Source organism: Candidatus Hecatella orcuttiae, from assembly GCF_002009985.1.
Classification (GTDB): domain Archaea; phylum Thermoproteota; class Bathyarchaeia; order Hecatellales; family Hecatellaceae; genus Hecatella; species Hecatella orcuttiae.
The window spans coordinates 114,937-129,291 of record NZ_MTLX02000005.1; the positions used below are offsets into that span (position 1 = coordinate 114,937).

Consider the following 14,355-nt stretch of genomic DNA (forward strand, 5'->3'; position numbering starts at 1 on the left):
AAGTTGAAGGTTAAAATCTCCATAAAAAGGTCCTACGGAGACATCGTCCTCGAAGGGGAAAGCTTCGACGACCTAGTTGAAAACCTCAAAGGGCTCCCTCAGTGGCTGGACATTGTCGACAGCCTAATCCTCCACACCGAAACCCCCTCCACCCGCAAAGAGCTGCTGAAAGGCCTGGTGGAATACACTCAAGAAGGCACCGTCATCTCCCTACCCCGGGAACGGCTCAGCGACAAAGAAGCCATCTGTCTCCTCCTTTTCGCCAACGAACCCAACCCCCTCCAGCCCAAGGAAATCGCCCGGCTTCTAGCCAATTCCGGGAGGCTTTCCGCAGGCTTCGGAGCTAGGCTGAGTGAGCTCCGCTATGAGGGACTCATCCTCAAGGAAGCCGGCTCCTACAGGCTTACAGCCACCGGGAGAACCATGGTGGAGGACATGGTTCAGAGGCTGCGGAGCTGAAGCCCATGGCCGAGAAGCCAAGCCTCAAAGTCCATGTGGAGCTCGGTGAAGCCAAACTGGACTTGGAAGGCTCACCGGAGGAGGTGATCAAAGCTTTCCTGCAGCTGGTGGGCAGGGTTTACCCGGCTTACCGTCTGGTGGAGGGCTTGACGTTGACCGTGGACTTGGAGGGGTTGATGAAAAACTTGGAGGGCATCCTAGCCTTCACAGCGGAAGGACCCGTGATCCTGATCCCAAAAGACCGGCTGGGAAGGTTGAGCATCCGAGAGCTCATCGCCCTCCATCTGACCAAAGCTTATGTGGGTAATCAGGTGGGCAGGTTGGAAAGGGTTTCCCTTTCCGTGGATGAGTTGCTCCAAGCCATAGGGGGGAGGATAGGAGCCATGGCTGGAAGGCTGAGTGAAATGGTGGACGAAGGGCTGGTGGTGAGAATAGGGCGAGGCGAATATAAGATAACCACCTATGGGCTCAAGCACTTCCAAGAAAACATTCTGCCCAAACTCAGACAGCTTAAAGAAGCCTAAAAAAGGCGGAGCGCAGGCTTGCTGCTGGAAAACACAGCTGAAGCAACGGTTCCAACCCGATGGGCGGAGGTGAGCCTCCGCTCCTTGAAGGATATGGAAGAAAACTCGGGGGAAAGCTTGGAGCTGACCGTTGCGGATACAGGGGAGGAGGAGTCGTCTCTCCTCAAAAACTGGACGACATCCTTCCACCTGCACAGCCCTTGGAATGATTTTCAGAGCAGAATCGTGAAACTTCACCCCCGTCCCCCCCGGGTTAAAGTGGCGGCTGTGGACTGTTCCTCCAGAAAAATTGGGAGAACGAAGAAAGGCTTGGTCTGCGCCTTCCGAGGCACGGTTGTTTGGAGAGACGACTTCGCCTACCGGTACCTTCGCTATGGGCCCTTCCTTTTCCACATCACCGAGCGTTTTCCTGAAACCTTCAGAGACTTTGCCTTCAGCTCCACAGTGTCTGCAAGCGCCTTTTCCTTTCTCAACCCCTCCGGCTGGCTGAGCAGGATCAGATACCTCCTAGAGATAGAGCTGCAGAGGATGGTCTGCGAGTCTTCTAGGGACTCCATCATCCTGTGGGACGGCGTCATGCCGGCGGCCGGTTTAGACCTTGACCCCGTTTCCCCGTATCTTTCCCATATCCTCAGGCTGGCTAGGAGCGGCAACAACAAGGTTATGGCCCTTGCCAAGGAGACAAGGCTCTTCTCCGAAAACGGAGGCCCCCTCCCAGAAGCCACGGAGCTACCCTCCCCTTGCTTGGTGGACGTAGATAAGTGCGTCGGAGAGGTTTCCCCGTCCTCCCAGAGGCTGGGATACACTTTCATCGCCAAGTTCGCCCCTGACAGCCCGGGTTTCAGGTTGGATGTGGACCGCTGTCTGCCCAAGGGGGAGATGGTGGAGGCGGTGGAGCGGCTTCTAGCCAGCGACCTCACCTTCCAAGGCTATCCGGAAACCCTGAGAGCCGCCCACATCCTCTCAGCGTTGACCCCGGTGGATGTTCTGGGTCTTCAAAGGTCCCTGGCGGGGAGATACGGGTTCAAAATTGTAAGGTCTCCTCCTGTGAGAAGGATGCTCTTCGGACCCTACGGCGGGTGGGATGACAGCTAATGCGCCTCTTCAAGAAGGAGCATGACACCGTTCAAGTTCTGTGCTTCCCAGAGGAGACGGTGGAGAAAGGCGACTACCTAGTGGTGGAGGACCTAAAAGCCAAACGCAGCCTCCTCGTCCAAGTGGTGGACATCCAGTTCGCCAACCTCCCTGGGATGATGGAAGACCTCGTGAGGGAGGATGTGGGCGACGCCTATCTTTTCGGAGAAGACTACGACCCCCTCCAGCTGAACTCTCAGATCACCCTCCTCAGAGACATCCGAATTCTCCTAGGCAAAATCCGCTGCTCCATCCAAGGCGGCTCCATAGACATGAACGTTTCATGGCTGCCCTCCCGGGTTCACTCCCAGATCTACAGGTTGAAACCCCACCAGCTATTCGAGCTGCTGAAGCTGGGTTTCAGGCGGCCTATCAAGATAGGGGACGACGGGGACGGCTTTGAACTGCGGATCGACGCTGACGCTTTGGATGGGAAGCTGTCCATCATCACCGGGCGGAAGGGCTCTGGGAAATCCCATCTTTCCAAGCTGCTGGTCTTGGGGCTAGTGGACCACGGGGCTCCGGTGCTGGTCTTTGACGTCAACGGGGAATACGTCAACTTGGGGGTTAATCCCAACGGGGAGAAAAACCGCTACCACGACAGGATCATGGTGTTGAACCCTGCGAAAAACTTCAAAGTCACCCTCAGCTACATGGGCCTAGCAACCGCCTCCAGCCTCCTAGCCCACGTCCTAAGTTTGCCGGAAACCTCACTGAGGGAGTTTTCAAGGATCTGGAAAAACCTAGAGCGCAGCGACTCCCTCAGCCTCAAGAGCCTGAAAAACACCCTCCGATGCTGCGACCTCAACGAGCATGTTCGAGAGGCTCTCCTCTCGAGGGTCTACACACTGGAGCGCTCAGGCTTCGTCGTCGAGGAAGGGGAAGAAACCGTGAGGCTGGAGGATTTCTTCGCAAAAACATCGGGGACGGGAGGCGCGGCGGTCATCAACCTCAGCCGGTCTTTCCCCTTGGAGAGGAAGCTCGTCGTGGAGTTCACGCTGAGTAAACTGGTGGAGCTTTTGAGGGTGAGGAGGGTTAAGGCGTGTTTCCTCTTCGCGGAGGAGGCTCACCTCTACCTTAGGGAGACCTACTGGGAGGACGCTGTCACCCGGATGAGGCATCTGGGCCTCTTCACCACTTTCATAACCAACCGGCCGGACTCCATAGGCGAGGACATCTACAGGCAGGCGGACTCGATTTTTCTCTTCAACTTCAAGAACGAACACGACCTCAACGCCATATCCAAGGCAGCCAGAATCGACGGGGAGACCATGAAGGCCATAGCCCAGTCCCTGAAACCCCACCACTGCATGACCATCGGGCAGGTTACGGGGGAGATTCCCTTCGTCATCAGGGTGAAGCCGCTGGACGTGAAGACCATGGGAGAAACAAGAACGTTCTTCTCCTAGTCCATCATTTAATCTATTCAATAGGGGAGAAAGCCAAAAAAAGAAAAGTGGAATTGATGTTTTATTGGAGTCTGAGATTGCCGTTAGAGTTGAGTTAGTGGCTTCTTAACTTGCTCCAACTCTTTGAATGTAACTATTTTCGGCATTACTCGAATTAGTGTAAGGGTTATGGTCCATGTGAGGACTATGACTACAGACATGGTTGTGCCTATGGTAGCCATTTCATAGAGCATTACGGGTATGTTGATCGGGTTGGCCATAGCGGTTAGGAATGGAGGCCACGGAACCACTTCACCGTGCCAGACATGCTCAACCGCCAGCAGCATTACTCCGCCCCACAGCAGTGTATTCAGGAAAGTTAACTTCAACCTTGTAGCCAGTCTGCCAGATGCCTTCTGTATAATCGTTGTTATAATTGCTAGAACCATAGGGACTAGGAAGCATGCCAACGTCGATTCCTCCAGTATTACTAACGAAAAATATAATAATACTTTTTAGCCTTATAAGTTTATCGGAGGGTGAGGTTATGTGGCTTGTAATTCTAGCGTTTGCGGCAACAATCGTCACAGCCTTATGGTATTCTAAGGCCGAAAACGATGTATACATGCTTAAGTTCCTCAGTCTAATATTTTGGGGTACAACAATAATGGTCTTAGTCGACCACGTAGGGGGCTACCTCATGGAGGGGGGAGAGTTCCTTGAACTAACAACAGAAGCCACGGTTCTTGGCATAGTCCTAGTGATCACGGCTCTTATAGTATGGGAGGTGGCTCTAGTGCTCAAAGATCCAAAAGGTGTACTACATAAAAGAGAAGACGGCATAAAAACATTAAGCTCCCATTCTGACCGGTAAGAGATAATCATTTTGATCAGGCAAACCGAGTCGAACATTACATCTAATAGGCATCAAAATCCAAATAAGAGCGAAAAAGTCTATCCTAACTATAAAATTTCCCGCGCTTACCAACTCTGAGCACAACCACTCCCTCAGCTTCGAAATTAACCTTAAACATTATCCAGCAACTCTCGGAGAGGTATGAATTTGCTCTTCCTTCCCTCTAAATACTCGTTCAGCCGTGTCCTCAGCTCGTCGAGCTCCTTCTTGGAGAGAATTTCGTTTTCCTCAAACAGAATTAAATAGAGAGCTCTTGAGAGAATGTCAACCTTTCTTTCTAGTTCTGAGACTTTAGCCTCAACGGCCATTAAGCCCTTACGGGGGAAGGAATAAGCATATCCACTAAAAACTTTTTTTATTTCCTTTAAAATCAGTAAGCATATCCACAATAGAACCGGTCATTAGAAAGCTCTAAAACTTTTGGCGGTAAACATTAAGAAGAGAGGGAAGAATTGAAGTCCCTGAGCTTTGTTCACCTAGCCGACCTTCACCTAGGCTACACCCAATATAATCTGCCTGAGCGCAGGGAAGACTTCAGCCGGGTCTTCGTGGAGGCGGTGGACAGAACCTTAGAGCTCAAACCTGACTTCGCCATCCTAGCCGGTGATATCTTCGACAGCCCCCGACCCAGCAACCAAACCTTAGCCACCGCCGTCCGGGAGCTGAGGCGGCTCAGGGAAGCGGGGGTCAAGGTCTTTGCCACCGACGGCTCCCACGACATGGAGCCCAACGTCATGACGGGAACGGTGCTCACCCCCCTGCACAACGCAGGGCTCATCTGCTATCTGCCAAGGCTGGAGGGAAGCGCCTTCAGGGGAGAGGACTACTACATCTACGGGCTTCCCGGCTCCCGCAGCCTGATGGAGGCTGATGGAAAGTTTCCCTCCTACCTGAAGGATAAACCCCCGAAGCCGGAGCCCTCTGCCTTCAACATCCTAGTCTTCCACGGAGCCTTAGACGATCCCCGGTATTCGCCCCCCTACTTTAAGCCGGACATTCGGGTGGACCATCTTCCCTCAGGATTCCAGTACTATGCCGGAGGCCACATCCACGAGCCTAAACGCCTTGAATTTAAGGGAGGCCTCCTCGCCTATCCCGGTTGCTTGGAAACCACAGACTACTCGGAGGCCGCTGTGGAGAAGGGCTTCTACCATGTGAGGGTCGAGGCTCCCGATGCCGTTCCTCGGGTTGAGAGAATCAGCGTCGAAAAGGCGAGGAGGTTCATCGTGGAGGAGCGTGACTACAGCGGCATGACCCCTAAGGCTGTCTTCCAAGAGTCTTCAAACCTCCTCGCAAGCCTAGACAGCGAAGGGGCGGTGGTGGTCTTCCTGCTGAAGGGGCAGCTTCCCCCCGGCTACAGAAAAAGTGAGGTGGACGTCCACGGCATCAGGTCTTCAGCCCCCAAAGCCCTTCACACCATGGTCCTGAACCAGATGACGGAGGCGGAGCTGGCGGAAGAAGATGTCTTCCGGCTTAAAGAAGCTAGAGAGCTGAAAACCTTGGCTTACCGTTATCTCTTCGAGTATTTCAGACACCGTTATCCTGGAGGCGTCGACGTGAAGATGGCCAAGATAGCCTTGGAGCTGCTGGACCCCCTCATCCAAGGGGAGGAGGGGAAGGTGAAAACCCTGCTGGAGGAGGCGGTGGAAGGTTTTCCTGCAAAAGATGAGGGTTCAAAACCTTAGATCCCACCTAGACTCCCAAGCGACCTTTGGGGAGGGCTTCAACTGCATAGTGGGCGGAGTCGGCTGCGGGAAAACCTCCCTCCTCATGGCGCTCCACTTCGCCCTCTTCGGCGAGCCTCTCCACCGAAGCTACGACTACCTTTTAAGAGAGGACAAAACCTGGGGCCAAGTTGGAGTTCAGTTCGAGCACGAGGGTAAAAAATACTCCATCTTCCGAGGCTTGAAGAGGGAGAGAGACCGAATCCTCCAAGACTTCGACAAGCTGGTGCTCTTGGAGGAGGGGAAGAAAATCGCTTGGGGAAAACATGCAGCCGTCCAAGAGCAGCTCACCGCCATCACAGGCATCAGCAAAAACATGTTCGAGGAATTCGTGTGGATCCAGCAGGAGAAGCTGAAAGAAATCCTCAATATGCGCCCTGGGGATAGGCAGAAGACTCTGGACGAGTTCTTCGGGCTTTCAAGCTTTCAGAAGGCTTGGGAGAATCTTTTCCCCTACCAGAAAGAGTACGAAGGCGTTCGAAGGAACTTAGAAAGCGACCCTGACCTCCGCCACCTAGCCGACCTGAAAAAACAGTACGAAGACACCCTCTCCGAAACTATCAAACTCCAAGTGGAGCTAGAAACCTCTAAAGTCGAACTGGCCGAAGCGGAGAAGAGGCTTCTGGAAGCTGAACGCCAGCTGAGAGACCTCGAAGACTTGGAAAAAAGAGTGAACAAGCTGAAGGAGGAAAGATCCGGGCTTCAGGCACAGATAGCCGAAACGGAGGCAGCCATCCGGAGGCTTGAAGAGGAACACAGTCGCGTCGAAGAAGCCTCAGCTAAAAGCGGGGAAAAACTTCAACAGCTGAGAGTCCAGGAAGGGGGAGTTCTCACCGCTTCCAGCTCCCTGCTGGGGATGACGGTGAACTCTGGAGATGAGCTGCCTACCATCATAGAAAAACTGGAGAGCGATGTCGGAGAGCTGAGAAACACGCTAGCTCAGACAAGGGCCGCTGTGGAGGAAAGCCGTCAGGCCCGTGAGAGAATCGAGGCCGAAAAAATCTGTCCCACCTGCCGTAGAAAAATCGGCAAAACCCACAAGGAAAGGCTGAGCTTCCAGCTGAGAGAAGAGGAAGAACAAAACCTACGAAAGATGAGGGAACTCACCGGAAAGTTGGAGGAGGCGGGGCGAAAACTCCAAACCCTCACCGCGGCCAAGAATAAACTTGAAATCTTGAGGGTGGAGATCGCCAACGCTGAGGCTGAGCTCTCTGAAAAACAGCAAACCTCCACCCAGCTGAAAAGAGAAATAGCTGAGAAAGAGAAAAGCCGCGAAAAACTAGCCCAACGCCTGCGGGAAGTCGACGCCCAGATAGGAGAATTCCGGGTTGAAGTCTTGGAGTCGGCTAGGAAGCTCAGAGAGGAAAGCCGCCTGAGACGGGAAAGGCTTCTGCAGTCCATCCAGTTTCAGGAGAAAATGATCCAAGAAAAAAACTCCAGCCTAAGCTTGCTGGAGGAGAGGATCAAGAACGCTGAACAGAAACAAGCTCAAAAGAGGAAGGCTGAAAACCTAGCCGCCGCCGTTGAGGAGCTGAGACACGCCTACCGGGAGGTAGTCCCCCTTCTCCGGAGGCTGTACGTGGAAAGCCTGAGACATGCTATGCAGTCGGTGATGGACAGCCTTACCGTGGAGGCGGCTAGAAGCCTCAGCATCGAAATCGACGAAGAATACACTCCCTTCCTCGTGGAGGCTTCAGGCTTCCGGCGAGGCGTTCACCACCTTTCCGGGGGAGAGCGAACTTGGCTGTCTCTAGCCTACAGGGTGGGCCTAGGCCAACTCATCACCGAAGCCCGGACAGGGCAAAGCTTGGAGCTGCTCATCCTCGACGAGCCCACCGAGGCGCTGGGGGAGGAGGACCGAAGCATCGAAGCCTTGGCGGAGGCTATATCCAACCTGAAAAACGTCAGGCAGATCATCGTCGTAACCCACTCAGAACGTCTCGCCCAAGCAGCCTCGACGAGAATTTTAGTAGAGAAAAGAGACGGCGTAAGCCGGGTGGAAAAAGTCTAGGAGACGGCCTTTTTTTCAGCCTTCTTTCTTCTCCTCGGTTTGAGCTGAAGTGGAGGCACTCGGTGTCTCGGAGGCTGGAGGCGTTTCGATGGTGGGCGGTGCAGGGGCAGGCGTGGTGAGGAGGGTGTAGCCTATCCACGCTAGGATGAGACATAGAGCGCCGACCAGGATGACCATGACCACGGTGACGGCCAGCCACCAAGTCCAAGGCCCCGCTGCTAGGGCGTAGAGGTAGACCGCTAATGCCAAAAGACTTCCAACTAGGAGAATACCGCCTAAAGCCCTATCACTCAAAGCCAATGTGATACAGCCTCAAACAAAATCTCATGTTCGGAAACAATATATAACCTTTACCTTCAATTGCGACCATCATCGACTCCTATGCGCTAATAGGCCCCCGGATGATCTAATTTACTTCCTCCCTCGACGCACGTAATACACAACCAAAGCCACGACGACCACAACCGCCACTATCAAAGCAACAACCGGCATGAGCCTCTGAACCACCGGAACAGGCGTGGGTGTTGGTGTCGGTGTTGGGGTCGGCGTGGGTGTTGGAGTAGGCGTAGGAGTCGGTGTCGGTGTTGGGGTCGGCGTCGGTGTTGGAGTAGGCGTAGGAGTCGGTGTCGGTGTTGGGGTCGGCACGAATATAATCCCTCTTTCCACCAGTATGTCTACGATTTCCGGAGACAAGTATGCTTTCAACGTGTCCAAGGCGGTAACAGACAAGCCTCGGGATATGTTAACCAATTTCTGGACGCTGAGGTGTTCGTAGATCTTCGCAACACTCAAAGCTTTGCCAAGCTGGATCAGACGCTCAATAGCCAAAGTAGCTCTCTGCGTCTCCATGACTTCCACGATGGCTGCAGCGTCCTCGGGAGTGGACGGAAGTCTCACTATTTCATCCAAGATAGAGGCTACGAGATCCACGCTTACAATCGGAGCCTCGAGGATACGTGCAGCAGTGCCTGGAAGAATTGTTTCCAAAATCTGAGCTGTAGCTCTTAAGTTAACCGCCGCCATCTCCACCACAACTCTCGCCGTTCCTACGACGGTCTGTTCAGCCATAGCCGTCACAGCCTCCGCCGCAGCCTCTATCGACACCTCAATCAAAACTTCAGCTGAATCCGACGGCAGAGCTTGCAGGAGGCGTGTGGCCGCCTCTTCGGGGGCCTCTTCAATTTCAGCGGGTGAGGGAGGAGGTACTCCCGGTAGAATCAGAGTAGGCGCGCTGGGGAGGGGTGCCGGGGTTGGGGTTGGCGTGGGGTTAACGGTGAAAGTGAGCACTCCAGGAGAAAACTTAGTGGTAGTTATGGTATCCCATGGCTCTGTCCACACTTCCACTCTTGTCTGATAAGTGCCCGGGCTTAGAACAGCCGTATTTATGGTGACAGTGTAGGTGATGGTCTGAGGGCCGGGATAACCATATCCGAAGCCTATGTACCCGTAACCGTATCCCATTCCTGTAAATCCGGGAGGCAACCAACCGTACCCGTAGCTGGTGAGGTTGCCGTATTCATAGCCTGTAGGACCACCTGTCGGTGAAACAGTTACGCTGTATAGGAGGCCGGAAGGAGACTGGGGGCCCAGCGTCCCATTTGCATACCAGAAGCCGTAGATGCTCCACGATCCACTGCCATCATCCAAGTAGATGGCTGGGTAGAGGGGTGTCCGTTCTCCTGTTTCGATGGTGACGGTGACGGTGAAAGTAGCCAAGTCGCCTTGTGTGTAGATTTGACCGTCCAAGCCCGTGGTGGTTACGGTGATGGCTCTGGCGGTTTGGGATGGGAGATAGAGGAGAAGGGATACTATCACTAATGTGATGAGTAAGCTAGTAAGAGTTTTACTAGCCTTTATTCTCGAGAAAACACCCATCGCCCATCACAATTGAATAAAAAATGTTCCCCCTATCTGACTCTGTTTATTTCGGCCAATTGACTATTTAAAATTTATGTCCACCCTTGAATGTACGCATTCCTATAACTGAACTTAAACTGGGTGAACTTCTAAATAATACTATATGCAGGTGGTCTTTCCTGTGATAAACTTAATAAGGCCTCCAAATCACCTCCTAGATAAAGGAGGCCGCTTACTCTCTTAAAGACAAGTTTATGCTTAACTCTCGAAAGCTAACACCCAGTGGGTTGTATGTGCAGAATATTCGCTGCGATCCTAAAAGGCGGCAAGGCTTCCCCCATCCTCACCGCAGGTTTAAAGAGGCTGGAGTACGGAGGCTACGACTCAGCGGGAATCGCAACCATACACAACGGCAGACTCTTCGTGAAAAAAGACGCAGGAAAAATCAACGAAGTCGACCGGCGGCTCGACTTCGGCAGCCTCCCCGGCTCTCTGGGCATAGCCCACAACCGGTGGGCTACCCACGGTGCACCCGTACAGGTTAACGCTCATCCTCACACCGACTGCAAAGGCAGCGTAGCCGTTGTGCACAACGGCATCATCGAGAACTTCGCGGAGTTGAAAAAGGAGCTTCTGGATAAGGGGCACCACTTTATTTCGAAGACAGACACGGAGGTCGTCGCCCATTTGGTGGAGGAGTACCTCCTCCAAGGAATCAGTTTTCGGGACGCTTGTCTTCACGCTTCTAGGAGGCTGGAGGGGTCCTATGCTTTGGCCGTCATCTCGACGGTGGAGCCTAGCCGGATTATGCTCCTCCGCAAGGACAGCCCTCTGCTCCTAGGGCTCTCCGACGAGGGAAACTTCGCATCATCCGACGCTGTGGCGTTCATCGACCACACTCAAGATGCAGTTCCCTTGGATTCTGGGGAAATGGCTGAACTTACTTCCTCCGCCTACTCGGTTTTCAGAACCGCCGACGGGAAGGCTGTGCTGAAGAAACCCATCAGGCTCGAGTGGACTTTGGAAGAGGCCTCTAAGGAGGGTTTTCCCCATTTCATGCTCAAAGAAATCTTCGAACAGTCCAGATCTCTTCACTACGCTTTGAATCTTCAAAAGCCTTATCTGGAACTTATGGCCGAGCTTCTCGACAGGTCTAAGACGGTCTACTTGGTTGCAGCCGGGACCTCCTACCATTCCTGTGTTGCAGCCAGTTATATTTACTCGGAGTTGGCGGCCCTCACAGCCATACCAGTGGTGGCCAGCGAGTTCGTCGAGCAGTATGGGCGGTCGGTGAACGTAGACTCCACAGTCCTCCTCGTTTCTCAGTCGGGAGAAACAGCGGATGTTTTACGGGCGGCTGAGTATGTGAAGGCGAAGGCTGCGACGGTCTTGGGAATAACCAATGTGCTCGGCTCGACGCTCACTAGGGTTACAAGAGCCTACCTCCTCCAGCAATCCGGCCCGGAGCTTGGAGTCGCGGCGACTAAAACCTACGCTTCCCAGTTGCTCACTCACATGCAACTCGCCCTCTACCTAGGGAAGAAAAGGGGGAAGCTCTCCCAGTCTGAAGTAGACTACTACCTAGATGCATTCAAAAAAACGCCGGAACTGGTTGAACAGGCCCTGAGAGAGCATGATGAGCGGATGAAAAAGCTGGCGAGAAAATATCTGAGCAGAAAACATTTCTTCTTCCTCGCAAGAGGCCTGAACACAGCCACAGCCTTGGAAGCTAGGCTGAAGCTGTCGGAGATCGCTTGCACGCCCTCCACAGCTCTCCCTGCTGGAGAGAGCAAACACGGGCCTATATCCCTCGTAGAGAAAGGAGTTCCAGCGGTTTTCATCGCGCCGGATGATGGAACCAACAAATTGATGGAGGGGAACATCATGGAGATGAAGGCACGAGGAGCTGAGGCCATCATTCTCGGAGCGAGGGATGACGAGAAGCTGAGGAGGCTGAGCGACGAATACGTAGCCCTGCCGCCGGACATCCCCGGCATCCTCACTCCCATCGTCTACGTGGTTCCTCTCCAACTGTTCGCTTACCACATGGCTGTTGAAAAGGGTCTAGACCCAGATAAGCCCAGAAACTTGGCAAAATCCGTGACAGTTTTATAGCCTACTGAATTCGGTGGCCTGTTCGCAGCTCACTAGGTTTCTGCGGGTGCTTCCCGGCCGGGACTGCGAGTAGAATCAAATGTAAATCAAGTTTTTCTGCGCAGTAAGCAGAAAGAGAATGTTCAAGTTCTAACAAATGCACTAAACATATTAATTAATTTGTTTACAGAAGACTATCCTAAAAGCTTAAGGTGCTTCATTTTGAAGGTTAAGGGAAATGCTGCGAGGCTTATTCTCTCCTCCTCCATCGGTGTCATTCTCTTTGCGGGAATGCTTTGGTTCGTCGGAGTGGATAGGCTTTGGCTGTCGATGGAGAAAGCCTCCCCTGCATGGTTAGCAGTGTCCGCCTCCATGCTCTTGCCTTTCTATCTGGTTCGGGCGTGGCGTTGGAGAATGATCCTAACTCCGGTGAAAAATCCCGTCAAGCTTTCCAATGTTTTCTGGATCACTGCCATAGGCTACTTGGTCAACACCTTGATCCCCATCAGGCTGGGAGAACTGGTGAGAGCGGTACTGCTGGACCGAAAGGAGAAAACAGGCTTCTTCGAAGGCGCTTCCTCCATCATCATTGAAAGGATACTGGACCTGTTTGGAATCGTAATGCTAGGAGCGTTGGCGTTAGTTCTCCTGCCCAAAATGAGCCTGCCCGCATGGATTTTCGACACCCTAAGAGTGGTGGTGCTGGTGGTGGCGGCAACCTTGATAATCCTACTAGCTGGGACAAGGGCTGAAAGCAAGATAATCGCCGGCGTCTCTCACATACTCTCCGCCATCCGTTTCCCTGCAAAATGGAGGGAAAAAATCCTAGGCTACGTAGGCTCTCTTGTTAAGGGAGCCAGGCCAGTCGCCCAGAATCCAAGACTGCTTCTTTCAGCTCTAGCCTTAACTTGGGTGCTGTGGCTGTCGCAGTTTTTGGCATTTTACTTTGTTTTCAAAGCTTTCAACTACACGGTTCCGTGGACGGTTATCCTCCTCGGCTTTTCGTTTATGATGATCACCTACGCCCTCCCAGCAGCCCCCGGATACGTGGGCAGTTACGAGTTTTTCTGGAGTGTTGTGTTCGTAGGTTTGGGTTTAACCCGGTTAGATCTTTTGCTGGCAATGGCGATCGTCAGCCACCTATTGGGGATCGTAGTCCAGATGGCTGTAGGCTTCTTAGGCTTGGTTTGGTTAGGAGTATCCTTTCAGGAACTTCTGCGAATCCGTCCAACTCAGCGGTGACCAAAGAACGTGAAGCGGGGATAGGCGTATCGGTGCGCTGGGAAGGTGGGGTGGGCTGCTGTGGGGATGAAACGAGCGAATGCAAGGAAGATTATTGAAAGAGTTATGGCAAAATACTGAGATAATCTGTCTCTCAAAGGTTAGCCGCCTATCGGAAAGAATCCACAAATGCTACGACGACTAAACCCTAACATCGACGAGAGAGCGGAAGGACCTATATACAAAAGAGTTTGAAAACATGGTGCAAGCCTTCAAAAAACAGCCCAGATAAAGCTTTATATTTTATACATGTTTCTCTTTAGGTAAGACTGTGTGGATGGCTTTATGAAAGAAAAAAATGATAGTTTTGCGGATGCCTGCGTTCAGATCATCGAAAAACTGGCCGGGAAAGAGTCTGACCTAGAACTGATCTTCAAAGACTTGACATTGGAATTCGCCGGCTTGAAATCCAAGCTAACAGGCACTATTGCGCTGAACATCAGATACTACGCCAAAGAAAAAAGTTAACAGCCGCCCGGCCGATGGGCTCCATGCGAATACCGGCATGGCTTACTCAGTTTGTGAAATCGGGAGAAGTCAGCCTCTTCAAAAACGGAAAGAAAATTGTTGAGTTGGAGATAGAAGGACAAGAGTTCACCCTCAACCTTGAAGAGGCGAGTTTCTTAGAAAATTTGCTAAAAATAGGGGTTAAACCTGAGAAGAAGTCCATTATTAAAATGCTCAGGGAGCAGAGGAAATTTGCTGAAAAACTGAGAGAAGACGGACTTACAATAACAATATCTCACAAGGGTATAGCCGTGTTAAAGCTGGGCGCAGGAGCGAATCCTCGTTTCACACGGTGGCTAACGTTCACCAAGGCCATCGAAGTCAAAAGCTTGGGCAAGCTCATCGAGATGCTCAAAGAATTAAAATAGGCCTTTTTCAGGCATTTCCAGCCTCTTTCCCCTCATTTCTGATTCTATCCCATTACCCGAAGTTCCTCTAGCTCCGGTAAGGCGGCATTTCT

15 protein-coding genes are annotated in these 14,355 nt (G+C 52.6%); 11 read left to right on the top strand and 4 right to left on the bottom strand.

Annotated features, from left to right (window positions below):
• Positions 1-3: 3 nt before the first annotated feature.
• Genes BWM17_RS03430 through BWM17_RS03445 form a run of 4 tightly spaced genes read left to right on the top strand, consistent with a single transcriptional unit; the run spans position 4 to position 3,526 of the window.
• Positions 4-459: a hypothetical protein gene (locus BWM17_RS03430; RefSeq protein WP_309492523.1), complete on the top strand. Its 456-nt coding sequence runs from the start codon at positions 4-6 to the stop codon at positions 457-459.
• 5 nt (positions 460-464) lie between these two features.
• Positions 465-983 carry a hypothetical protein gene (locus BWM17_RS03435; protein ID WP_309492524.1) on the top strand — a complete coding sequence of 173 codons (519 nt, stop codon included), beginning with the start codon at positions 465-467 and terminating at the stop codon, positions 981-983.
• Between the two features lie 18 nt (positions 984-1,001).
• Complete coding sequence (locus BWM17_RS03440; protein WP_309492525.1) at positions 1,002-2,078, top strand: hypothetical protein; 1,077 nt, start codon at positions 1,002-1,004, stop codon at positions 2,076-2,078.
• A complete protein-coding gene (locus BWM17_RS03445; RefSeq protein ID WP_309492527.1) occupies positions 2,078-3,526 on the top strand; it encodes an ATP-binding protein in 1,449 nt (482 codons plus the stop codon). Before BWM17_RS03440 ends, BWM17_RS03445 begins: the two co-directional genes overlap by 1 nt.
• 83 nt (positions 3,527-3,609) lie before the next feature.
• Here BWM17_RS03445 and BWM17_RS03450 read toward each other — a convergent pair whose 3' ends face one another.
• Positions 3,610-3,975 (bottom strand): hypothetical protein, encoded by a 366-nt coding sequence (locus tag BWM17_RS03450; RefSeq protein WP_309492528.1) that lies wholly within the window; start codon positions 3,973-3,975, stop codon positions 3,610-3,612.
• On the opposite strand from BWM17_RS03450, the gene BWM17_RS03455 reads away from it, so the two are divergent.
• Positions 3,969-4,379, top strand: coding sequence for a hypothetical protein (locus tag BWM17_RS03455; protein WP_309492529.1), 411 nt, complete (start codon positions 3,969-3,971; stop codon positions 4,377-4,379). The two genes, BWM17_RS03450 and BWM17_RS03455, sit on opposite strands and share 7 nt — an antisense overlap.
• 152 nt (positions 4,380-4,531) lie before the next feature.
• Here BWM17_RS03455 and BWM17_RS03460 read toward each other — a convergent pair whose 3' ends face one another.
• Positions 4,532-4,729, bottom strand: a complete 198-nt coding sequence (locus tag BWM17_RS03460; protein ID WP_309492530.1) for a hypothetical protein — start codon at positions 4,727-4,729, stop codon at positions 4,532-4,534.
• Between the two features lie 144 nt (positions 4,730-4,873).
• Here BWM17_RS03460 and BWM17_RS03465 point away from each other — a divergent pair, with 144 nt between their 5' ends.
• Positions 4,874-6,106 carry a DNA repair exonuclease gene (locus BWM17_RS03465; protein ID WP_309492531.1) on the top strand — a complete coding sequence of 411 codons (1,233 nt, stop codon included), beginning with the start codon at positions 4,874-4,876 and terminating at the stop codon, positions 6,104-6,106.
• Positions 6,087-8,156 (top strand): SMC family ATPase, encoded by a 2,070-nt coding sequence (locus BWM17_RS03470; RefSeq protein WP_309492532.1) that lies wholly within the window; start codon positions 6,087-6,089, stop codon positions 8,154-8,156. Before BWM17_RS03465 ends, BWM17_RS03470 begins: the two co-directional genes overlap by 20 nt.
• Before the next feature lie 15 nt (positions 8,157-8,171).
• Here BWM17_RS03470 and BWM17_RS03475 read toward each other — a convergent pair whose 3' ends face one another.
• Both BWM17_RS03475 and BWM17_RS03480 read right to left on the bottom strand, forming a co-directional pair.
• A complete protein-coding gene (locus BWM17_RS03475) occupies positions 8,172-8,456 on the bottom strand; it encodes a hypothetical protein (RefSeq protein WP_309492533.1) in 285 nt (94 codons plus the stop codon).
• A 111-nt stretch (positions 8,457-8,567) separates the two neighbouring features.
• Positions 8,568-9,971, bottom strand: coding sequence for a hypothetical protein (locus tag BWM17_RS03480; protein ID WP_309492534.1), 1,404 nt, complete (start codon positions 9,969-9,971; stop codon positions 8,568-8,570).
• Between the two features lie 333 nt (positions 9,972-10,304).
• Between BWM17_RS03480 and glmS the strand changes: the two genes are divergently transcribed.
• From glmS to BWM17_RS03500, 4 genes are all read left to right on the top strand, one after another.
• Positions 10,305-12,128: a glutamine--fructose-6-phosphate transaminase (isomerizing) gene (gene glmS, locus BWM17_RS03485; protein ID WP_309493716.1), complete on the top strand. Its 1,824-nt coding sequence runs from the start codon at positions 10,305-10,307 to the stop codon at positions 12,126-12,128.
• Positions 12,129-12,329: 201 nt separating this feature from the next.
• Complete coding sequence (locus BWM17_RS03490) at positions 12,330-13,349, top strand: lysylphosphatidylglycerol synthase transmembrane domain-containing protein (RefSeq protein ID WP_309492535.1); 1,020 nt, start codon at positions 12,330-12,332, stop codon at positions 13,347-13,349.
• Between the two features lie 324 nt (positions 13,350-13,673).
• On the top strand, positions 13,674-13,856 hold the full coding sequence (locus BWM17_RS03495) for a hypothetical protein (RefSeq protein WP_309492536.1): 183 nt from the start codon (positions 13,674-13,676) through the stop codon (positions 13,854-13,856).
• A 23-nt stretch (positions 13,857-13,879) separates the two neighbouring features.
• Positions 13,880-14,263 (top strand): hypothetical protein, encoded by a 384-nt coding sequence (locus tag BWM17_RS03500; protein ID WP_309492537.1) that lies wholly within the window; start codon positions 13,880-13,882, stop codon positions 14,261-14,263.
• Positions 14,264-14,355 lie beyond the last annotated feature (92 nt).